21 protein-coding genes are annotated in these 20,227 nt (G+C 60.2%); 5 read left to right on the top strand and 16 right to left on the bottom strand.

Features of this window, described 5'->3' with window-relative positions:
• Window positions 1-3: 3 nt before the first annotated feature.
• The 14 genes from CFE428DRAFT_RS30765 to CFE428DRAFT_RS30820 form a co-directional block, all read right to left on the bottom strand.
• Window positions 4-1,839: a polysaccharide lyase family protein gene (locus tag CFE428DRAFT_RS30765; protein ID WP_042726164.1), complete on the bottom strand. Its 1,836-nt coding sequence runs from the start codon at window positions 1,837-1,839 to the stop codon at window positions 4-6.
• A 98-nt stretch (window positions 1,840-1,937) separates the two neighbouring features.
• Window positions 1,938-2,654, bottom strand: a complete 717-nt coding sequence (locus tag CFE428DRAFT_RS30770) for a 3-keto-disaccharide hydrolase (RefSeq protein WP_006983648.1) — start codon at window positions 2,652-2,654, stop codon at window positions 1,938-1,940.
• Window positions 2,655-2,719: 65 nt separating this feature from the next.
• Window positions 2,720-2,848 (bottom strand): hypothetical protein, encoded by a 129-nt coding sequence (locus CFE428DRAFT_RS40695; protein ID WP_272941150.1) that lies wholly within the window; start codon window positions 2,846-2,848, stop codon window positions 2,720-2,722.
• 16 nt (window positions 2,849-2,864) lie between these two features.
• Window positions 2,865-3,305, bottom strand: coding sequence for a DUF2017 family protein (locus CFE428DRAFT_RS30775; RefSeq protein WP_006983650.1), 441 nt, complete (start codon window positions 3,303-3,305; stop codon window positions 2,865-2,867).
• Window positions 3,306-3,362: 57 nt separating this feature from the next.
• Complete coding sequence (gene clpS / locus CFE428DRAFT_RS30780; protein ID WP_006983651.1) at window positions 3,363-3,644, bottom strand: ATP-dependent Clp protease adapter ClpS; 282 nt, start codon at window positions 3,642-3,644, stop codon at window positions 3,363-3,365.
• A 7-nt stretch (window positions 3,645-3,651) separates the two neighbouring features.
• The gene (locus tag CFE428DRAFT_RS30785) at window positions 3,652-4,815 is read right to left on the bottom strand and encodes a hypothetical protein (RefSeq protein ID WP_006983652.1); all 1,164 of its coding nucleotides are present in this window, start codon (window positions 4,813-4,815) and stop codon (window positions 3,652-3,654) included.
• 14 nt (window positions 4,816-4,829) lie between these two features.
• A complete protein-coding gene (gene ybeY / locus CFE428DRAFT_RS30790) occupies window positions 4,830-5,270 on the bottom strand; it encodes an rRNA maturation RNase YbeY (protein WP_006983653.1) in 441 nt (146 codons plus the stop codon).
• Window positions 5,267-6,907 (bottom strand): HD family phosphohydrolase, encoded by a 1,641-nt coding sequence (locus CFE428DRAFT_RS30795; protein WP_006983654.1) that lies wholly within the window; start codon window positions 6,905-6,907, stop codon window positions 5,267-5,269. The genes ybeY and CFE428DRAFT_RS30795 overlap by 4 nt, the downstream gene beginning before the upstream one ends.
• Before the next feature lie 42 nt (window positions 6,908-6,949).
• Entirely contained in the window at window positions 6,950-7,933 is a 984-nt protein-coding gene (locus CFE428DRAFT_RS30800) for a PhoH family protein (protein ID WP_042726171.1), read from the bottom strand.
• 186 nt (window positions 7,934-8,119) lie between these two features.
• Window positions 8,120-8,554 carry a hypothetical protein gene (locus tag CFE428DRAFT_RS30805; protein ID WP_006983656.1) on the bottom strand — a complete coding sequence of 145 codons (435 nt, stop codon included), beginning with the start codon at window positions 8,552-8,554 and terminating at the stop codon, window positions 8,120-8,122.
• Window positions 8,555-8,570: 16 nt separating this feature from the next.
• Window positions 8,571-9,332: a hypothetical protein gene (locus tag CFE428DRAFT_RS30810; protein WP_157447704.1), complete on the bottom strand. Its 762-nt coding sequence runs from the start codon at window positions 9,330-9,332 to the stop codon at window positions 8,571-8,573.
• 645 nt (window positions 9,333-9,977) lie between these two features.
• Window positions 9,978-10,124, bottom strand: a complete 147-nt coding sequence (locus CFE428DRAFT_RS41485) for a ParE family toxin-like protein (protein WP_420196905.1) — start codon at window positions 10,122-10,124, stop codon at window positions 9,978-9,980.
• A 113-nt stretch (window positions 10,125-10,237) separates the two neighbouring features.
• A complete protein-coding gene (locus CFE428DRAFT_RS30815) occupies window positions 10,238-10,459 on the bottom strand; it encodes a hypothetical protein (RefSeq protein WP_006983659.1) in 222 nt (73 codons plus the stop codon).
• 42 nt (window positions 10,460-10,501) lie between these two features.
• Window positions 10,502-12,769 (bottom strand): M60 family metallopeptidase, encoded by a 2,268-nt coding sequence (locus tag CFE428DRAFT_RS30820; RefSeq protein WP_157447705.1) that lies wholly within the window; start codon window positions 12,767-12,769, stop codon window positions 10,502-10,504.
• Between the two features lie 245 nt (window positions 12,770-13,014).
• Between CFE428DRAFT_RS30820 and CFE428DRAFT_RS30825 the strand changes: the two genes are divergently transcribed.
• From CFE428DRAFT_RS30825 to CFE428DRAFT_RS30845, 5 genes are all read left to right on the top strand, one after another.
• Window positions 13,015-13,242 (top strand): AbrB/MazE/SpoVT family DNA-binding domain-containing protein, encoded by a 228-nt coding sequence (locus tag CFE428DRAFT_RS30825; RefSeq protein ID WP_006983661.1) that lies wholly within the window; start codon window positions 13,015-13,017, stop codon window positions 13,240-13,242.
• A complete protein-coding gene (locus CFE428DRAFT_RS30830; protein ID WP_006983662.1) occupies window positions 13,232-13,657 on the top strand; it encodes a PIN domain-containing protein in 426 nt (141 codons plus the stop codon). Before CFE428DRAFT_RS30825 ends, CFE428DRAFT_RS30830 begins: the two co-directional genes overlap by 11 nt.
• A 77-nt stretch (window positions 13,658-13,734) precedes the next feature.
• Window positions 13,735-14,631: a ThuA domain-containing protein gene (locus tag CFE428DRAFT_RS30835; RefSeq protein ID WP_042726167.1), complete on the top strand. Its 897-nt coding sequence runs from the start codon at window positions 13,735-13,737 to the stop codon at window positions 14,629-14,631.
• A 117-nt stretch (window positions 14,632-14,748) separates the two neighbouring features.
• Entirely contained in the window at window positions 14,749-16,200 is a 1,452-nt protein-coding gene (locus tag CFE428DRAFT_RS30840) for an arylsulfatase (protein ID WP_006983664.1), read from the top strand.
• 26 nt (window positions 16,201-16,226) lie between these two features.
• Window positions 16,227-17,009 carry a ThuA domain-containing protein gene (locus CFE428DRAFT_RS30845; protein WP_006983665.1) on the top strand — a complete coding sequence of 261 codons (783 nt, stop codon included), beginning with the start codon at window positions 16,227-16,229 and terminating at the stop codon, window positions 17,007-17,009.
• Window positions 17,010-17,207: 198 nt separating this feature from the next.
• Here the strand turns inward: CFE428DRAFT_RS30845 and CFE428DRAFT_RS30850 are convergent, their stop codons facing one another.
• A complete protein-coding gene (locus tag CFE428DRAFT_RS30850; protein ID WP_006983666.1) occupies window positions 17,208-18,035 on the bottom strand; it encodes an alpha/beta hydrolase family protein in 828 nt (275 codons plus the stop codon).
• A gap of 573 nt (window positions 18,036-18,608) precedes the next feature.
• Window positions 18,609-19,730 (bottom strand): IS5-like element ISCfl1 family transposase, encoded by a 1,122-nt coding sequence (locus CFE428DRAFT_RS30855; protein ID WP_006983667.1) that lies wholly within the window; start codon window positions 19,728-19,730, stop codon window positions 18,609-18,611.
• Between the last annotated feature and the right edge of the window lie 497 nt (window positions 19,731-20,227).

Here is a 20,227-nt window from a genome sequence, read left to right on the forward strand (position 1 = left end):
GCGTTACGGGATTTCGAGACTGAGATAGTCGTACATCACGTGCGAGCGCATGGTTTTGACATTGGGCTCGACGAGCGTGATGACGTTTTCCCCCGCATGCAGTTTGCCCGCGGGAATCGTAACCTGTTCGAGGCCATACTTGGCATGAATGCTTTCACGCAGCAGGGCATCACCGCCCTGGACTGCCGGGGTGACGGTCGAGACCGCCTTGGATTCGTCGTTGGCGAAGACATCGATGCGCGCACTATCGGCACTGGCGAGAGACAGAACGAGGGTCGCATCGGCTTGAGGCGCCGCATCGAGGTTGAAATGAATACGCCATTTCCATGGCTGCAGGTTGTCCGTGCCATAACCGCACTGCGCGTAGTTCCAATCCTTCGCCGGATCGCTTTTGCCAATCGTGAATTCGAGCGGGTTGGGGAATTCGTGGGGGAACCTTTCCCACCCGTAACCGTGGAAGTAGTCATGGCCATGGGCAAACTCTCCCGCACTGCGATCGGGCATGCCGATCTCCCAGACGATGCGGCCTTTGTGCGGCACATTCCAAACGAGCTCTCCGGCCTGTGTCGTCTGGCCGGCGCCCACGGCAATCTCTCGTTTCGAGAATTCGCCGACGGCTCCGGTCGTGAAGGCGTAGAGAATGTAACTGCCTGGACGCACACTCGGAATGGTGAAGCGACCCTCGGCGTCGGCGTGGGTCCAGTATTGATAATGCTTCGACTCGTATTGCCAGTTGCCGTTGGCTTCGGGTTGCGCAACGCCTACCCAGGCATTCGCCGCGGAGAGCCGCGGCTTCTGCGCATCTTTGATGATGAGTTGTCCGGCCACCTGGCCACGGGCTCCCGCCGGCGGGTACTGCGGCACACCGGTGAGCCACGGGTACGGCCACTGCGCCTTCTCCTTTTTCACGCGCTCCTTCGCGTCGCTCCACATCGCTTCGACATCGTCCGCGCTGTTACAATAAAGCAGATACGGCCCGTAAATCTTGCTCCATGTTTCGCCCGCGGCGAGGTGCGGATTCGAACCGCCGTAGTGGTTCCTGCCGAAGTAAATGTGGTTGAGTCCGGCCGAAGCGTTGAGATCCTGCTTGGTCGGTCCGTCGTTGAAAAAGTCGTAACCGCCGCAGACCATCCAGGCGCCTAGTTTGCGCTGCGCATAAACGTGTCCCCAGCAGCCGATATCGTGATAGCTGGCGTTGAAGTCGTATTTGCAATCGTACTGCCCCGCGCGCACTCCCTGGGTGAGCTTCACGATTTCCTTGATGCCCATTTTCTGCGCGGTCTGGTAATCGGCGGGATCCGGCATCTGCCAATGGCGCCGCTCATCCACGCAAATCCAATCCTGCGTCTCCACCGGTGGACGCCAGACCATGCGCCATTCGCCGTAGCCGGTCGCCGGATATTTTGCCGGATGATCGAGGATGGCATAGACGTAGAGGCCCGATTCACCGCGGCACAAAACGAAGTGCGCCTCGATATCGAAGGCCTGCGGTTCGTCTTTCCAAATCCGGCGGCAAGCAACGTCCACCATTTCGGGCGATTGCGCTTTCACCGAAAAGACACAGCCCTGCGGTTGGCGGTAATCAGCCCCGCCATCCATGCTGAAATAAATGTTCGCCCCGCGGGTGGCTGGAGCGATCATCTCGGTTCCCTTGAATTTGAGGGAGGCGACATTTGCGCCTGTCTTGTTGATGGTGGCCGCGATGATTCCGTTATCGAGGACAACCTGGCTGCCGCGGTCTTCGAACCGCACACCCTTTTCCTCGGACGTGGAGGGCGGAGCGGCGTGGGTGAGAGTACAGATCGCGAATGCGGCGATGAGGGGAATGAACGGTTTCAATGGAGGATGTGTAAAGGGCACTGGTCAGTAATCGGTCTGGCGCGCTCTCCTTAAGCTCTACCCACCGATTGCCAAATACCGGGCACCTAACCCCGCCTTCAGTCCTTCGTTGCCAAAATGCGGATTTTGATATTCCGGAACGCGACTTCGTTGCCGTAATCCTGCAGACAAATGTGGCCGGCATCCGCCTTGGCGAAATTGGGTTTGTCGGCAAATTTAGACTTCGCCACGCGAGCGTGCCAGTCGTCCGAGCCGATGATGTATTCGACATACTTCACGCCGTTGAGCCAATGCTCGCATTCGTAAGTGCCGGCGGGCGTTTTCTGGCAGCGGACGATGAGATTATTCCACTTCCCGGCGGGCTTGGTGGCGTCGATCACGGCGGGATAGAGCTCGTAAAGCCAGCCGGCTTTCTGCGAGCCGCGGCCGAGGACGTTGTCGAGAATCTGGACCTCGGGGCCGGTATTCCACGATTCCTGGCCGGTCTCCTTGACCTTGAACATGACGCCGGAATTGCCGCCGGGGCTGATCTTCCAGTCGATGGAAAACTCGAAGCTCTCGAACTCGTCGCGCGTGATGATGTCGCCGCCACTGCCGGCGCCTCGCCGCACGAGCGCGCCGTTCTCCACTTTCCAGCCGGCGGGCAGCCCATCCTTTTTATATCCGCGCCACCACGGCGCGGCGTCTTCGCCATCGAAAAGCAGCTTCCAACCCGCGGCTTTTTCTTCCGCGCCGAGTTCATTGACGGGAGCGTCGTCCGCGTGCAGGGCAATGGTGGACGCGACGATGGCGAGCAAGGTGAGGAGGCGTTTCATGGGAACCGACCGGGCAGGGAAGGAGAATAGCAGGATCGCTGCGGGCGCTTCAATGGCGTTCGAATTCAATGGCCATCCGGAAGATCGAGTCTCAGTGCAGCAGAGCAAGTGGTGAAGACGAGCGCGATAGCGATCGTTACGGCGAAGAAGAAAAGGAGGAAGAAAAAGAGCGTGAGCTTTTGGCGGGATTTCATGGCCGCGTCAACCGCTTCAATGCCCTTCGAGATAGCGCAGAAACAGCCACTGCAGTTGGGCATAGATACGCAGTTGCAGCAGCAGGAAGGCGCGCGGATCGCCGGCCGGCAGGGTTTCGACATCGAAGTCTTCGTCCTGCAGCTTGTGGCGTTCGGTGAGAACGAGCCGCGCCTGGTTCAGTCCGTGAATCCAGGCCTCGAGATGATCGCTCGGAATCGACACTGTGGCTTCGCCGGTCACCGGATCGGCGTGCATCTTTTTCAGGTCGCCTTCGATGACCTCGATGGCCGATTGGAAAAGCCGGGCGAGTTCCGGTTCGACGTATTCCTGCCAGTCTTCGGCGAAGTTCGCTTCCGCGGGATCGTTGGTTGGCGGGCTGTAAAGACGATCGCGGGCGCGCTGGTTGTTGCCGGGGTCGGCGCTCGGGCCGATGCGGCGGAGCAGCTCGGTGATCACAGGATCAATCCGTGCTACCAGAACAGTCGTTTCATTGGGTCTCGAGATTTCCACGGTTCACACGCTCTTTTCCAAGGTAGATAACAGCAGGTAGCCGTGCAACTGCTCGACGTAAGCTTCCGCGCGTTCGCGGGCGCCGGTCCAGACGATCGAGCGGCCGAGGTTGTGCACCTCGAGCATGTGCTTCTCGGCGCGCGTTTTGGAATAGCCAAAGACCTTTTGGAAAACGCGCGTCACGTAGGCGGTGAGGTTCACCGGGTCGTTGTGCACCACGACGTTCCAGGGGACGTCGACGGCGGAGCTGGTTTTCGTTTCCTCCTCAACGACGGTTTCTGCCATGCGAAAGCTACTGCGCGCCCGGGAGCAAAGCCGTGGGAGTCGGCCCGGAAGCCGGCGGAGTGACGGAGACCGGAGGAGGCAGCGGAGTCACGACAGGAGCCGTGGTCACGGGGGCTACACCCGGTGTGGCAATGCCATTGATGGGAGCCGGAGCTACATCCGGCGGTGGCGTCGGGGCGAGCACGCCTTCGAGCGCGGCCGTCCAATCCGACGCATCCGGGTGCAGCGGGAATTGCTTGATGAGATTGAACATCTCGGTCACCGCCCGGTTTTTCTGGCCGAGGTAAGTGTATTCCTGAGCGCGGTTCCACAGCAGTTCGGGACGCCGCTGGTTGTTGAAGCGTTCGACCTCATAGGCGAGCCGGCTTTTCGTCGCGGAATCCGCCTCCTTCTTGAGTTTCGTGTCCCAGTATTCGAAGACGCGGGGGTCTCTTTCCGCCCGCAATTCGGGCTGGACGATCTGCTTGTAAATTCCGTCGTAAGCGCCAGGAACCATTTCCCATTTATCGAACGAGACCGCGTCGTCGAGTTTGAGCCATCCGACGATCATGCTCTTCTGCAGGTCCGTTCGAAGAATCTTGTCGTGCATTTTGCGCACTTCGTCGTCCGCCCGGGCATCCTGTTGTTGCGGGTTCCCCCGGCGGGGCTTCACGCCCGGCGTGCCTTCCTTTTCCTTCTTGATCGCGTCCACAAAGGCTTCCATCTCCGCCTGATCGACAGCCAGTTCCTTCGTGTAGTTGAGGATGGCCGGGAGCAAATCCTTGGCCGTCGCGCCATTCGAGCGCTGGACGGTGATCAGCAACCATTCGAGATGAAGGTGAACGGCATTCTGCACCGGCCGTTCCTTGTACATTTCACCCTCGGTATTTTGCCAGGCCCGGAATTGCTCGTTCTCCTTGCCCGCACCATCCATCTGCGTGGCCCGGACGCCGGTTTCCCAAAACGCCACGCCCGCCGGTATGCTGCCGGCGGCCTGGGTGAGTTGCTGGATGGCGCTCTGCTTCGCGGCCTTCACATCCACGACCTGCTTGTCCCGCAGGCTGTGTAGTTCCTTGAGCATTTTGCTGGGATCCACCGGCGGGAGATCCTGGTCGGCACGCACAAGGGTGCTGCCGGCGAGAAGGCCCGCGGTGAAGCAGGCGAAAGCGAAATGGGGGGTACGAGGTTGCATAGGAGGGTGGCGGATTAGACGGTGGGAAGGTCGGCAAGGCAAGCTTCGAGGATGTCCTGCTGCGTACGGTGCATGAGCTCGGCATCGCCCGGCGTCAGGTCATCATATCCATTCAGATGCAATAGTCCATGGATGATGTAAAGGCCAAGTTCGCGGTTCACGTCATGCTTGTATTGTCGTGCATAGGCTGCTGCCGTTTCAGCACTTATGACGATTTCGCCATACTCGAAGGTGATCACGTCCGTGGCGCCCGGGGTCTTCAGGAAGCGCAAGTGCACATCCTCGATGACCCGGTCGGTGACGATGGCGACCTCTACTTCCTCGAGCTGCCGCAGGGCGAAACGGCCATCGGCCGAATGCTCGAGGCACCGTTCGAGCGCCAGGGGGGCGAGTTTGCGCAGCCACGGCAGGCGGAGACGTACGGCGCGTTGACGATTGTAAACCTGGATACTCAAGCGGCCGAAACGGGAGGCACGGTGGACCGCGAGGCTGGAAAGGGCGTCTCCCGGCGATCGGTCTTCGCGTCGGGATAAGCCACGCGGCTGTGCATCATACTTTGCAAGGTGCGCCGGAAACTTTCGGCGACTTCCTCCAACTCACGCATCGTGAGATCACACTCCTTGAGCTGCCCGTCGAGCAGGCGCTTCTCGATGATGTCCTTGATGAGCTGGTCGATTTTCTGCGGGGTCACGCGATCGAGGCTGCGCGAGGCGCTTTCGATGCAATCGGCAAGGCTGATGATCGCCGCTTCACGCGTCTGCGGCCGCGGACCGCTGTAACGGAAGCTCTCTTCGCGGACCTCGGGGATATCTTCCTCGCGAATGTTCATGATCTTGCCGCCGGCGCGTGCGTCCTCCTGCTGTTGCAGGGCGCGCTTGTAGAAGAAATAGGCGAGCGACGTGCCGTGGTGCTGCTGGATGACGTCGATGATTTCCTGGTTGAGGCCGTGCTTGAGCGCCAGGTCCACGCCTTCCTTCACGTGGGCGATGATGATCAGCGCGCTCATCGTGGGGGCGAGTTCATCGTGCGGATTGCGGTCGCGCCGCATGTTTTCGGTAAAGTATTCCGGCTTCACCAGCTTGCCAATGTCGTGAAAGTAAGAGCACACGCGGCACATGGAGGCGCTGGCCCCGATGGTCTCGGCGGCGGCTTCCGAGAGATTCGCGACGACGAGACTGTGGTGATACGTGCCGGGCGCCTCCATGATGAGACGCTTGAGCAGCGGGTGGTTCAGGTCCGCGAGCTCCAGCCACGAGATATTCGTGGTGATGCGGAAGGCGCCCTCGAAGATCGGTAGCGCGCCGCTGACCATGAAGCCGGTGACGATGCCGCTGCCGATGGCGACCAGGCTCTGCAGGCCGATGATCTTCCAATTCGTCCCGCCAAGAGATTCCCAGATGATCGGCCCGATCATGCCGAAGATGAGCGCCAGGATCCAGGTCGAGAGCCCGACGAAGAACCCGGCGCGGACCAGGCGGACGCGCCGGCGCACTTCCAGCGTGATGAAGACGGCGATGAACCCGCTGATGAGGCTCATCACCAAAAAGATCGCATCGATACTGCGATAGACCAGCGCGCCCCACAGGCTGACAAAGATCGCCGCGTAGATGCCGTGGTTCTTTCCGAGCAACACGGATAGGACGAGCGGAGCAAAAGCGTAGGGGACACAGAGCTTCCAGAGCTGCTGCCGCTCCAGGCCGCTCAAGCCATCCGGCGAGATCATGCCCTTGAGGATCTGGTTGTCCGCAGTGACGAGGATGAGCTTGACGATGCCGAGATGCACCAGCATGACGCCAAACATCAGCACCAGCCGCGAATTGCGCTCGAAGGTCTTGGGATGATTGATCCAGAGCTGGGCCAGCGCGGTGAGGAAGATCAGCACAGCGATGAAGACCTTCTCCATCGGTTGCGAGCGCAGGTCCGAATAGATGATCGCCGCGAGGCCGAGGATGAACCCGACGCAAATCGCGACCTTGGCCAACGGCCCATATTCGAGCGCCTGCAGCCATTCGCTCTCCGTCCGGCGGCGGCGTAGCTTCGAGGAAGCCAATCCCTTTTTTACCAATCGCTGTCTTTCAAAAAAACCGAGCATGGGCTGGGCGGGGAAGGAGGTTCGGGCCGGAGTTTGAGAAAATCAATGCTTCGTTTCCGGCTCCGCCGTTCCGCGATGGCGGCGATAGGCCCGGACGATGGATTGGACGAGTTCGTGCCGGATCACGTCCTTGTCGCCAAAGTGGCAGAAAGCGATGCCTTCCACATGTTTCAGCGCCTGCATGGCCTCGACCAGTCCGGAACGCTTGTTGGACGGCAGGTCGATCTGCGTGTGGTCGCCGGTGATCACCGCCTTGGAGTCCGCCCCGAGGCGGGTGAGGAACATGAACATCTGCTCGGTGGTCGTGTTCTGCGCTTCGTCGAGGACGACAAAGGCGCGACTGAGCGTGCGGCCACGCATGTAGGCGAGGGGGGCGATCTCGATGATTCCGCGCTCCATGAGCCGCTGCAACTCCTCCGAGTCGATCATGTCGTAAAGCGCATCGTAGAGCGGACGCAGATACGGCATGATCTTTTCCTTCAGATCGCCCGGCAGGAAGCCGAGGGCCTCGCCGGCTTCCACGGCCGGACGGGTGAGGATGATGCGCGTGACCTGCTCCTTCTTCAGCGCGGCTACCGCCGTGGCCATGGCCAGATAGGTCTTGCCCGTGCCAGCCGGGCCGACGCCGAAGATCATGTCGTGGCTCTGGATGGCCTGCAGATAGGCCTTCTGCCCCGCGGTCTTCGGGACGATCGGGGGGCGCTTGGGCGAGGTGAGGACCTTGGTCTCGAGCAGCACCTCCAGCGGGGTTTCCTCGGGTTCGGTCACGGAGCGGAGCGCGTGAAGAAACTCGTGTTTCCGGATGCTCACGCCGCCCTGCCGCGCGTGTTCGAGCTGGTCGAAAACGCGGCGTGTCTGCTCGATGCGGTCCGTCGCGCCTTCCACCCGCAGCCAGCCGTCGCGCGTCGTCACCCGGACGTCGAGCGTCTTTTCGAGAGTTTTGAGCAACGCGAGATCGTTGCCGTAGAGCGATTGCAGGACGCGAGCGCTCTCGAATTGTAGAGTTTGAGCGTCAGTTACGGACACAGGAGAGAGGGCGCACTGGCCATAGTGCCCTTCGGCGAGCTCGGGGCCTTGCGCCTGTCGAAACGGCACCGCGGAAAGCCCGCGCCTTCAGCCGGTCGAAAAGGCGCCGGAAGTGGGAGGTATGCCGGCCGGCCAGGCATCCAGGCGGACGACTGCGGCCAATCGTCCCGACCACACGACTTCGTGTTATTTGAAACCATAGGCGAGCGACCAATAGGTCCGCTCATCAGGGGATTTTTCCACTTCCACGATCAGATAATAGGAGCCGGTCTTCTTCGGGACCACGCGGGCGGCGGCGAAGTGCGGCTTCTGCCAGGACTCGGCTTCGGCGAGGTTGCCGGCGCTATCGTAGATGTGGACGGAGATCTTGGCGGCCTTCTGGTCGGTGCCCATCCAGAACCAGTATTCGTTGCCCTTGAAGAGCTGGTGGACGATGGCCTTGGTGGTCTTGACCGGCAGGTCGCCACCCCAGTAATCCTCACGGACGGTGAAGCCCTCCTTCACATAGGGATCGGCCGCCTCGAGCGCGAACGAGAGCGCGTCATCGATGGTGGCCCGCGCCGGACCGGCGCCCAACGACAGGAGTAAAAGAACAAGAACGAGAGGAGCGAAACGTTTCACAAAAGAAGTTCGAAGATTAAGGCGCCTTTGAGTTGATCGATTTAGTGAGCTCGGAGGTGATGCGATTGATTTCACCAACGGATTTTTCCGAAATCTCGGCATCGTCGGTCAGTCCGATCAGCGGGCGGATCTCGAGAATGCCCTTCTGAACGCGGGTGACGATGGGGTTGGCCTTGTATTTCGGCTTCAAGGTGGAGAGACGGCGTTCAAAGTAGTCGAGCAACACCGGCTGGTGCAAAAGTTCGGCGCCATCCTTGGTGTAGGACTTGCCGACCACGGCGGTCAGGGCTTCGGTGCCGCGGATCCAGCCGCCGAGGCTGACGAGTTGGGAAAGGGCTTCACTGTTCAACTTCACCATCACCTTCTTCACGTCGTCGAGGGTTCCATCGAGCTCCTTGCGAACGCCGTTCCAGTCTTTTTTGTCGGCCGCATCGGTGATGGCCTGCGCCCGCTTCTTCACCTCGGCACCGACGCCGAGTGGCGTGGAAAGCGACAGCACACTTTTGCCGATTTGTTTAACCTGGTTTGCATCTTCGGCTTCGACCGCGATGAAGCCTTCGGCGATGACCGAGCCGAGCATCAGCGCGATCTGCGGGCTTTCGCCGGTCGGTTGGACCACGCCATTGATGGGACGTTGCACACTCACCCAGCTGGGCTTGCCGAGCTTGTCCAGCACTCCGAAGATTTCGCTTGGAACCGGAACGACAACGTCGTCGATCAACTTGGATTGGGACGGGCAGCTTACTGACGTCGATATGGGCTGGCGGCTCGGCAGCAATAACGGACAAAGGCAACGCAACGAGCGCCAAAGCGAGAGCTTTCTTCATAGAATGACGGAACATCCAAGGGAAATGGGCTTTACTCAAGCAAACGCATCGGCAGGCGGGCAAGTAATCTTTTTGGGGACGGTTGTTTGCGGTTTGGCCATGACACGGCTTGCTGACGCTCTCAGTTCGTTTCTGAAGCCCCCTTTGCGCCTTGGAGAATCCAAAAAATTTGCGGGGGAGGGTAGGGTTGGACGAGGTTGGACCAATTTTTCCACGCGCCCTCTACGAGCGCGCCGAACGTTCCTTCGCTTCCTTGTTTCCCACTTTCCGCACGGCTTGCTCGCAGCCAATAAAACATTTTCCGCACGGTTTTCAAACCGTGCGGAAAAAACTGTGCGCCTCGTCCAAACCGTGCGCCGCACGTTCCGCACGGTTTTGTCCCTGTATATAGGACAAACCGTGCGGAAGCGTGCGGTTGCACCCAAAAGCCTGAAGTCTTCATTCCAAACCGTGCGGAAAAACCGTGCGGAAAATCCGGATGATTTCCCCAATGGAGCCACCGTTGCCGGCGCGTTTCGGATCGAAATGGCGCACCCGTCCTCTCGCACCCGATTAAAACACCTCACAGGAAACCTGTCGACGCATGCCTTGGACATCTATCTGGTGAGTCGATCATACTCCGAATGGTGTCCGATCCAGACCCACACCATGTGTTCGCCTTTCCGGTGGCCGAGTGCGCGATACTGCCGCCCGATTCGGACTGACCAGAGCGATTCGTGCCCTTCGAGTTTCTTGAAGTGCAACGAACCGTGCCCCGGATCGTCCTGCTAGACCAAATAGGCCTTGTCCGCGAGTCCGCGGATCTCCGCAGGGAGCTTGGCGTATTGCTGCCAGAATTGTGGGGTTGTTTTGGAGATCACGATTGCGACTTGCCCGGCCAATCCCGCAACTCTCCCTTTCGGATGGCGTCTTCCCCCTCACGGACCAGAAAATCCAGTTTGCCAGCCTTGGCATCGGCTTGCATTTGTCGATCCCACGCATCCTCGAACTCGACTTCGCGCAGCTTCTCGAGAAACTCATCCTTCTCCTCTGCGGAGAGGTGTTTCACGGCATCGATAATCTCGGCGACGGTGCTCATGCTGATAAACTAGCGTCCGCAAAATGAATCGGCAACCATGACCTAACTCTTCGGCCAATCCGCCGGCATCCATGCGGGCAGGCTGTTGATCGATTCGCGGGCCGTGGTGCTGGTCGGGATGCCCCACGCATCGAAGAACGGGCCCAGATTCTTCCCGGCCGCCTTGGAGAAGCGGACCAGCCATTGGTCGTGTTTCTCTTCGTCGGTTTTGGGGCGCTGTTCCTTCGACAGGTCGCGGTATTCGGCGAAGACTTTTTTGTACGTCTCCCAGCCGAAACCGACGCGCAGTTGGTGATACATGATGAGCGCGAGGAAAGGGTCGCTCTTCCAGCGGTTGAATTTATCCGTGCTGCTGAGGTAGCCGCGCAGGCGTTTCTCGACGGCCTCGGGTTTCATGGCGTCGTGGCCCTGGCCGGGCGGTTTGCCGCAGAGCGTTTCCATGCAATAGAGCGAGAAGAGATTGCACGTAACCTCCACGGTGCCGTCGAAGGTCCAGTCGCCGACCTGGTGGTTGTGGCCGAGTTCGTGGAAGTGGCCCCAACTGCCCTGCTTCATTTCGACGAGGGAGAGCGAGTGCTCCACGCTCTTGTCGAGCGGGGTCATAATGGGATAGCCGCTGTGCATGTAACCGGCGGAGATTTGCACATCGGGGACGATGCGCTCGGGGCGCTTGCGCTCGTGCGGGATGGTGGCGAGATCGGCCTCGGCGTCGAGAATCTGGTCCCAGAATTTCAGCAGCGCCTCGGGATCGTCTAGCTGGCGGATCTTTTCCGACGGCACGCTGAGGATCACTTTCTTTGTCTCGAGCTCGGCCCACGGCGCGGGAGCCATGCGCAGGCGCATCTTCCACTCCAGGAGTTTCGTTTCGCCGAGCACGAAGCGGGGCGACTCGACGCCGCCGCTGATGGCGACATTGACCTTCGCCGCGGTGAGCTTGTCGGGCACCTCGATGTAGATCAGGCCGCCAAAGGGATTCGCCGCGGTGCTGGCCGGAGTCTTGATGGGATCGCGACGTGAAATCTCGGGAGCGCGCTGCCATTTTTCGAGATGAAAGAGACTGTCGGAGTGGCAGCCAATGCGCACGGCGAGACCCTTGTCGGCGAGTTCGGCGGGCACCTGGACTTTGATGAGTTCGCCGGGCGCGGCGTAGAGTCCGGTGCTGTGCCAGGCGGGGACGCTGGTGTCGATGACGACGACGCGATTCGGAAGGCGCGGCGCATTCTTCGGTACCGCGCCGGGGAAGACGTCGGCGACGGGATTGGCGCGGATTTGCTCGGGCTTGGCGGTGCGATAGGCCTCGAGTTCTTGCGTGACGATGAGCCGCGCGATGGCGTTATCCGCGAGCAGGGGATGATCGGGGCGGGGGAAATCGGCCGCGCCCGGAGTAGCGGCGAGAGCCGCGAGGCGTGGGAGGAGCAGCGTGTCGGTAGGCGGCAGCGCGCGCAGGGCATCAGCCAGGGTGGCCCCGGCCTGGGCGAGTTGCTCGGGCGAGAGGATGACTTTCTTCGCGGAGTGATTGACGATGGCGTTGAGTGCGGCGGAGGCGTTCAGCAGCGTGAGGTCGCCGCCAGTGGTGTAGCCGGTCCTGGTGGATTTTTCCGGGGTGCCGGCGGTGAAGGCGAGGCCGGCGGGGACGAGCAGTTTGTTGCCGGCAAATTCGGTGGCGAGCAGCGTCTTGTCCTTGCCGCCGTAGAGCCAGCCCCAACCGGTGGCCGCGGTGACGAGCCCGCCGCCGCCGCGGACGAAGCGGGCGAGTTTTTCGATGTCATCGGGCTGGATCTTGTGGGCGTCGATGCAGACCACACGGACATTCGGCAGGCGTGTGTTCCAGTTCTTGCCGTCGAGCGCTTCGGCTTCGAGGCCGGCGCCCTTGAGGTGCGCGAGGAGCGAGGCATTGCCGACGACGCCGATCTTCGGCTTGGTCGACGCGGTGGCGTCACCCGCTGCCCAGCGCGCGGCATTCACCAGCAGCGTGCCCGCGCCGCTGTCGAAAAAGCTGAGGTAGCCATTGTGTCCGAGGGCGACGACGCGACCTTTTTCCCAGCGCGCCGCGGCGACCACGGGGAGCTCGGCCTTCTTGCCCTCCTTGCCCGCGACGACGGCGAAGGCCTGCGGTCCAAACGCGCAAACGCCGCCGGGAACGCCGGTGGCCGGGAGTTCGCTCACGCCCTGGAGGAGCGCCGCGCGATCCGTGTCGAAATTCGCCGTCGCGGGCGCGGAGACAGGCGAGGTGCTGGGCGCCAGCGCATTGACCGCGAAGAGCGGGGCCGGAGCGAGACAAAGAGCGATGACGGCAGGGGCGAATTTCATTTGGAACAGCATCAGTGAAAATGCCAAGACTTAGCGCGTTTTGTTCAAAAACGATCGTTTTAGCGGGGGTTATGACACAATCGACCGCTGTCCTCTGTGGGAGCCCGTGGGATTTGAACCCACATCCACGGAAGCAGGCGCAGAGCCATTTGTGCACTGGCGCGCCAGTGCGCAACGACTCCAAAGTTTCGGACGTTGTCGCCGCATAACTTGTCTTTTCAAGGCGCAAGAGATAGCATTTGGCTATGTCCGTGATCCTCACTGCAAACCGGGAATTGCCGATCCCCTTGGAGGTCTGCATTCAGCTTGGCCTGCACGCGGGAGAGGAATTGGAGATCCTGGTTGAGCAGGATCGCTTGGTGGCGGTTCGGAAACCGGTGGCGCCGCGGGAGGATTTCCATTCGCTGATGGAGCGATTAAGTTACGTGCAGGCTGGACGTCGCTTCAGTCGCGACGAAGCGAATGAGCGTTGAAGCATTTTTCGACACCAACGTCCTCGTCTATTGCTTCGAACCGCGGGAACCGGCGAAGCAAAAGCGCGCTCTCGAAATGATCGATCGTGCCTTGCGCGAGGGAACGGGGATCGTCAGCACGCAGGTCGTTCAGGAATTTCTGAATCTCGCGACACGCAAGTTTGCGCACGCGTTCACCGGGAACGATCTGCGGGCCTTTCTCGATTCGGTTTTAGCGCCGCTTTGCCAAGTATTTCCCGATGCCAATCTTTTCCGGTCGGCTCTCGAGGTGAAAGACGAAACCGGCTACAGCTTTTACGATTCACTCATCGTTGCCGGAGCTCTCCGGGCCGGGTGCGTCCGACTTTACTCGGAGGATTTGCAGGATGGGCGGACGATTCGTGGCTTGAGGATCGAAAATCCATTCCTGGTTTAGAAAAGGGCAGCGCGCAAGAGGGGCTAACAATGGCTCGACTCATGGGGTTCTTCCCCATACGCTTAGAGCCCCTTTTCATGAAAACATCGCTCGTTCCAACCCTCGCCCTTTCCGTTCTCACCCTCGCTGCCGTCGCTTCGTCGCAGGCGGCTGAGCCGATCAAGGTGCTGCTCGTCACTGGTGGCTGCTGCCACGATTACGCCAAACAGAAGGACATCCTGAAGGCCGGCATCGAGAAGCGCGCAAACGCCAAGGTGGATATCATTTTCACCGCGGATTTTCCCATGGGCGCGAATGGCAAGCCCGACGCCACGAAGCCGAACCTGCCGATTTATGGCCACCCGGATTACGCCAAGGGCTATGACGTGGTGATTCACGACGAATGCTCGGCGGGCATCTCCGACCAAAAGGTCGTGGAGGGCGTGCTGGCGCCGCATCGCGAGGGCATCCCCGGCGTGAACCTGCACTGCGCCATGCACTGCTATCGCATTGGCAACCCGAATGACGCGGTGACGGATCTCGATGCGCCGCACGCGTATTGGTTCAAGTATCTCGGCCTGCAATCGAGCGGCCACGGCCCGCAAAAGCCGATCGACGTCAAGATCCTCGACAAGGAGAGCCCGATCACGAAGGGCATGTCCGACTGGACCACGATCAACGAAGAGCACTACAACAACATCAAGATCCTCGACACCGCGCACCCGCTGGCGCACGGCTTGCAAGTGGTGTCGGTGAAGAAGAAGGACGCCGACGGGAAGGAAACGACGGAAGACAAGACGATGGATTGGGTGGACATCTGGACGAACCTTTACAACGGCAAGACCCGCGTTTTCAGCACCACGCTCGGCCATAACGACGACACCGTGGCCGATCCCCGTTATCTCGATCTCGTGACCCGTGGCCTCCTCTGGGCGACGAATCACATCAACGCCGACGGCACTCCGGCCACGGGCTACGGCCCGGGCGGGAAATAGTGGTCAGTTTTAAGTGTTAAGTGTTAAGTCGTTGTTTCGAACGCCTTTTGCAGGCGGACGAATCTCCTCCCTCGCGGAGTCCTTAAAACTTAAATCTTAAAACTTTAAACTCCCCCCATGAACCGTCTCACCGCGCTCTTCTTCGCGGCGCTGGCGGGCTGTGCCTTTGCCGCAGAGCCCGCCACGCCGGCGAAGCCCAATGTGATCTTCATCCTCGCGGATGACCTCGGGATCGGCGACCTCGGTTGCTACGGGCAGCAGAAAATCCGCACGCCGAATATCGATCACCTCGCGGCGGACGGGATGCGCTTCCTGCAGCATTACACGGGATGCTCCGTCTGCGCGCCGAGCCGGTGCGCACTGATGACGGGCAGGCATATGGGACACGCGGCGATTCGCGACAATGCGCAGCGCGGTCCCAGTGAGGAAGGGCAGCGCCCGATGCCGCAGGACACCTTCACTGTCGCGCGGCTCATGCAGAATGCCGGCTATTACACCGGCATCATTGGCAAGTGGGGGCTCGGAATGCCGGAGGATCATAGCAGCCCACGCGACATGGGTTTTAACTATAGCTTCGGCTACCTCTGCCAAAGCATGGCGCACACTTATTACCCGCCGTATCTCTGGCGGAATAATGAGCGCGAGACGCTGGCGGGCAATCCCTCCTACGACGTGAGTATGAAGGGCGTGATCGAGCCGAAGGGCGAGATCTACTCGCACGACGTGATGGCCAGCGATGCGCTGAAATTCGTCCGCGATCATCACGACAAGCCGTTCTTCCTCTATCTCGCTTTCACCATCCCGCATCTTTCCCTGCAGGTGCCGGAGGATTCCATGTCGGAATATCACGGTCAGTGGACGGAGACGCCCTTCCGCAACACCAAGCACTACGCGAACAACGAAACGCCGCGCGCCGCATATGCCGGGATGATCACGCGCATGGATCGCGACGTCGGCCGGCTCATGGCGCTGCTCAAGGAACTCGGCATCGACGACAACACGCTGGTCTTTTTCTCCAGCGACAACGGCGCTGTCTTCCCGCTGGCCGGCACCGATCCGGTCTTTTTCCAGAGCACCGGCGGCTTCCGCGGTTACAAGCAGGACCTTTACGAAGGCGGCATTCGCACGCCGCTCATCGCCCGCTGGCCAGGAAAGATTGAGACGGGCGTGACCACCGACCAGGCCTCCGTGTTCTACGATTTCCTGCCGACCATGGCGGAGCTGAACGGCGTGCCGCCGCCGGCGGATACCGATGGCCTTAGCTATCTGCCGACGCTCCTCGGAAAACCGGCACAGCAAAAGCAGCACGACTTTCTCTACTGGGAATACCAGAGCGCCGGCGGCGCCGTGGCTGTGCGCATGGGCGACTGGAAGGCGATCGCGAACAAGATCAAGAAGAACCCCAACGCGAACTTCGAAGTCTATAACCTGGCCAGCGATCGCACGGAATCCCACGACGTCGCGGCCGAGCATCCGGAAATCGTCGCCAAGGCGCGCGAGATTATCGCCCGCGAACACACGCCCAGTCCGATCAAAGAATGGAACTTCACGCTTGGCGCGGCCAAGTAATCACTTACCTATCTCACTCCATCATCATGCGTCGTCTTCTCTCCTTCTTTCTGGCCACTGTCTTTGCCATCACTGCTCTCGCCGAGGACAAGCCGAAACCCATCCACGCGCTCATGGTTTGCGGCGGCTGCTGCCACGACTACGAGAACCAGAAGAAGATCCTTTCCGAGGGCATTAGCAAACGCGCGAATGTTGAATGGACCATCGTGTGTGAAGGCACGGACCGCGAGCATCGCGTGAGCATTTACGAGAAGCCGGATTGGGCGAAGGGCTACGACGTGGTGTTGCACAACGAGTGCTTCGGCTTCGTGAAGGATGACGCTTTCGTCGAGCAGATTGCCAAGCCGCACTTCGAGGGCTTGCCCGCGGTCGTGGTGCATTGCTCGACCCACAGCTATCGCCAGGCCTCCACCGACGAGTGGCGGAAGCTCATCGGCCAAAGTTCCTTTAGCCACGAAACCAAGCGCGATCTCGACGTGAAGCCGATCAACGCGGGACACCCGATCATGAAAGGCTTCCCGGTCGTGTGGCACGACGCCGGCGACGAGCTCTACAAAAACGAAAAGCTGTGGCCCAATTTCGTCCCGCTTGCGCAAGCCTACGGCCAGGACACCAAGAAGGACCACGTCTGCATCTGGGCGAATACCTACGGCAAAGGCAAAGTCTTCGGCACCACCCTCGGCCACAGCAATGAGACCATGAGCAGCGACGTCTATCTCGACCTCGTCACGCGTGGGTTGCTTTGGGCAACGGGCCACCTGAATGACGACGGCACGCCGGCCAAGGGATATGGGCCGGGTGGGAAGTAGTGCTTAGTAATTAGTGTTCAGTTCTTAGTCGCGGAGCCGCTCGCTGACTGAGCTCTAAGAGACTGTGAAAAAGGGCCCGCGAATCACGCGAATGACACGAATGGAGTGTTTTTCATTCGCGTCATCTGTGTGATTCGCGGGCCTGAGACTTCACTGACGATTTCTTTCACAGTCTCTAAGAACTAAGAACTTTCCACCCTACTTCGCGTACGCGTATTTCGTGAGGAAATCCACGATCGGCTGGGGATCCTTCAGGCTGTGCGGATGATGGTCGCCGCCGGGCTTGAGGATGACATCGATGTTGCCGCCCAATTTCTTGTAACGCTCCTGGAGGATGGCGGTGTTCTCGGGATAGGGCACCGTCTTGTCCGCATCGCCGCAGATTGCCAGGATTGGAATCTTCGCCGCGGCGAGCGCATCAATGTGATCGAGCGGGTTGCCCTTGAAATCCTTCGCGGTGTCCTCGGTGAGTCCGTAAATGTCCATCGCCTGTTTCCAGCAACGCGCATCGCCTTTGCTCGCGCCTTTGCCGCCGGGCCAACTGCGAATGTCGAGCACCGGGGCGTCGAGATAGAGGGCCGCGGTTTTGTCCGGATGCGCGGCGGCGAAGTTCACGGCATAGAGGCCCCCGCGGCTGAAGCCCTCGAGGACGACGCGCTGATTCAAGCCATAGGTTTTAGTGACGTAGTCGTGAAACTGATTCATCAAATCGATGGCCGCGGGCGCGCCATACATGTCGCTGACTTTGAGGTAGGCGACGTGCCAGCCGAGTCCGAGGAGCGCGATATCGCCCTGCGGTTCGTGCCCGAAGAATTCCGTGCGCCAGATCCACGGATTGCCCGGGGCCGGGGTCCTTGGCTTGACGAGCAAGGCGGGTTTGCCGGCGACTTCGAAGTCGAGTTTTTCATAGCCGTTCCACACCGAGGTTTTCGGCGTGGCCGCCGCGGGAGTATCGGCGGCGCGGGTCAGCAATGGGAGGCCGGTGACGAGGAGCAGTGCGGCGAGCAGGGGAGAGAGAATGCGCATTGAATGGGTGTAGAGGTACCGAAAATCGGACAAAAGAAATTTTGACCACGGATTGCGCGAATGGCACGGATTTCAGGCGCGGCAGAAAGGGGGGGAATCCGTGTCATCGGCAGTGCTAACCTGAAAAGTGTAGCAGCTCGCGTAGATTTTTTTAACCGCGAATGGGCGCCAATGGACGCGAATAGAGGAGGAGGATGAATGCGTTTCCGATTCGCGTCCATTCGCGGTTTTTACTCCACCCAGCGCCTCTACACTTCTTCTCTGCGACCTCTGGTGCGCCAGCACCGCCAACCCAAACCCATGAACTGAAAAGTGTTCGTCAAGCCAACTGAACATCGAGCTTGTAGAGAAGCGGACGATTCTGGGAGCAATCCTGGGGTTGAAGCTCCGTGGATCGAACCTGTGAGCCGCAGCGCAAGCAAACCTAGCAGGCTGCTGAAAAAGCGGGGAATTTTGAGGTGAGGCCACTCAAATTCACGAAAAGAGGTTAGTTTTTGCGTTTTGCGGTGGCCGTGCACCGCGTTTTCTCGCCCCGTGCGCCAACTCCGGGCGCACTCCGCCACACCCGGGCGCTCACGCGCCCACCTCCGTGGGTGGTGGGGCCGCCGTCATCGCTTCCAGGTTGAGTTTGGCCAGGCGCAGTAAGTTGTAGGTGGCTACCACCATTTGCCCGCAAAAGTGGGTCCGCTCCACACCGCGATAGCGCGTCTTGCGGAACCCGCCGGTGGTTTTCATCCAGCCGAAGATTTCTTCGATCCGTTTGCGGATGCGCTGACTGGTTTGGTAGCCCTTCTTTTTCGTTCGCCCATCAAAGCCTTCAACCCGTCGGTCTTTGACTTCGGCGACGTGCGGGGCCACCCCCAGTTCGCGGCAACCCTGGACGAAGTCCTTGCTGTGGTAACCTTTGTCCGCTCCCACCGTGCGGGGCGCAAACTCCCGGTCGGGCAATTCCCGGATTTGCGCCAGCGCTTGGCCGCTCTCGGTCACCCCCACCGAAGGCGTGACCTCGAAGTGCACGCACAAGCCAGTGCGATTCTCCATGACCGCGTGACCGGCAAAGCAGAGCTTGGCTTCTTTGCCCGCACCCTTGCGCAGTAACTTCGCCTGCGGATCGGTCGTGCTCTGATGGGTGTCATTGCTGCGTTTCTCCCCATGGAAGTCCTGCCACGGATTGCCTGCTCCAGGGCCCTGCGGCGGCTCGTCCTTCGGGCGAAAGCTCTTCATGCTCGCCCACGCTTCGATCAGGGTTCCGTCCACGCTGAAGTGCTCGTTGCTCGCCCAGCGTCCTGCCCGCGCCAACTCCACCACCCGGGCGAAGAAGATTTCCGCGGCGGCATGCCGGATCAGCCGCTCCTGGTTCTTACTAAAGCTACTGGCATCGAAGATCGCTTCCTCTTCATCGGGATTGATCTCCAAAAACCATTGGAAAAGCAGGTCGTAGCGCAGCCGCTCACAAAACTGCCGGTCACTGCGCACCGTATAGAGGGCCATCAATACTTTGGCGCCCAACAAGCGCTCCGGCGGAATCGAGCTCCGCCCGCCCTCGGCATAAAGATCATCAAAGTAACTATCCAATTCCCGAAAGACTTTCCCGATCAGACGCTTGATCTCGCGAATCGGATGCCGCTCCGGAATCCGGCTCTCGACGTTGAGCAAAGTAATCAGGCTGGTTTGGGCAGTGGAACGTCCTCGCATCCCTGACCAACCCGCTCGCGCAGGTAAGGTTGTACTTTTTCTGACGAACTCCTTCTTTTTTCAGCAGCCTGCTAGAAGAGCCTCGTTACGCTTAGTGAGGTCGGCCAATCTCTCGGAGGAGCCGAAGCCTAGCATTCACCGTGAAGGGATGTTCACGAGCAACGGTGAAGACCTCCGGGGTCGCAGGGGGCAGCGCGCAGGGAAGGTGGGGTTGGGCAGACTGGGAGACCCTGGTCTTGGGTTTCGTCGCGCGAGAGCGGGACGGAACGCGGCCCGAGCCGAAGCCATAAGGATCGAGCTGGAGATTGGGGAGTCGGAGAAGCCCATAGTAGCGATGAAGCGGAGTAACGTCCGTGGAGCGAAGGGGCTTTGGCAGAACGAAGCGGACTCAAAGAGTCCTTGGAGCTGATTGGAGCGGTGAAAACCGAACCTATGACAGAAGAGACAAAAGTGGAGCTGACCATCCGGGAGGCGCTGCTGCCGTCGAAACTTCAGGA

Source organism: Chthoniobacter flavus Ellin428 (assembly GCF_000173075.1).
GTDB classification, from domain to species: domain Bacteria; phylum Verrucomicrobiota; class Verrucomicrobiia; order Chthoniobacterales; family Chthoniobacteraceae; genus Chthoniobacter; species Chthoniobacter flavus.

Excerpts from the sequence above, each read along its gene's own strand:
- CFE428DRAFT_RS30785 (WP_006983652.1), bottom strand. The coding sequence starts at position 4,815 with ATGCAACCTCGTACCCCCCATTTCGCTTTCGCCTGCTTCACCGCGGGC.
- clpS (WP_006983651.1), bottom strand. The coding sequence starts at position 3,644 with ATGGCAGAAACCGTCGTTGAGGAGGAAACGAAAACCAGCTCCGCCGTC.
- CFE428DRAFT_RS30795 (WP_006983654.1), bottom strand. The coding sequence starts at position 6,907 with ATGCTCGGTTTTTTTGAAAGACAGCGATTGGTAAAAAAGGGATTGGCT.
- CFE428DRAFT_RS30815 (WP_006983659.1), bottom strand. The coding sequence starts at position 10,459 with ATGAGCACCGTCGCCGAGATTATCGATGCCGTGAAACACCTCTCCGCA.
- CFE428DRAFT_RS30820 (WP_157447705.1), bottom strand. The coding sequence starts at position 12,769 with ATGAAATTCGCCCCTGCCGTCATCGCTCTTTGTCTCGCTCCGGCCCCG.
- CFE428DRAFT_RS30840 (WP_006983664.1), top strand. The coding sequence starts at position 14,749 with ATGAACCGTCTCACCGCGCTCTTCTTCGCGGCGCTGGCGGGCTGTGCC.
- CFE428DRAFT_RS30845 (WP_006983665.1), top strand. The coding sequence starts at position 16,227 with ATGCGTCGTCTTCTCTCCTTCTTTCTGGCCACTGTCTTTGCCATCACT.
- CFE428DRAFT_RS30850 (WP_006983666.1), bottom strand. The coding sequence starts at position 18,035 with ATGCGCATTCTCTCTCCCCTGCTCGCCGCACTGCTCCTCGTCACCGGC.
- CFE428DRAFT_RS30855 (WP_006983667.1), bottom strand. The coding sequence starts at position 19,730 with ATGCGAGGACGTTCCACTGCCCAAACCAGCCTGATTACTTTGCTCAAC.
- CFE428DRAFT_RS30770 (WP_006983648.1), bottom strand. The coding sequence starts at position 2,654 with ATGAAACGCCTCCTCACCTTGCTCGCCATCGTCGCGTCCACCATTGCC.
- CFE428DRAFT_RS40695 (WP_272941150.1), bottom strand. The coding sequence starts at position 2,848 with ATGAAATCCCGCCAAAAGCTCACGCTCTTTTTCTTCCTCCTTTTCTTC.
- CFE428DRAFT_RS30835 (WP_042726167.1), top strand. The coding sequence starts at position 13,735 with ATGAAAACATCGCTCGTTCCAACCCTCGCCCTTTCCGTTCTCACCCTC.
- CFE428DRAFT_RS30830 (WP_006983662.1), top strand. The coding sequence starts at position 13,232 with ATGAGCGTTGAAGCATTTTTCGACACCAACGTCCTCGTCTATTGCTTC.
- CFE428DRAFT_RS30825 (WP_006983661.1), top strand. The coding sequence starts at position 13,015 with ATGTCCGTGATCCTCACTGCAAACCGGGAATTGCCGATCCCCTTGGAG.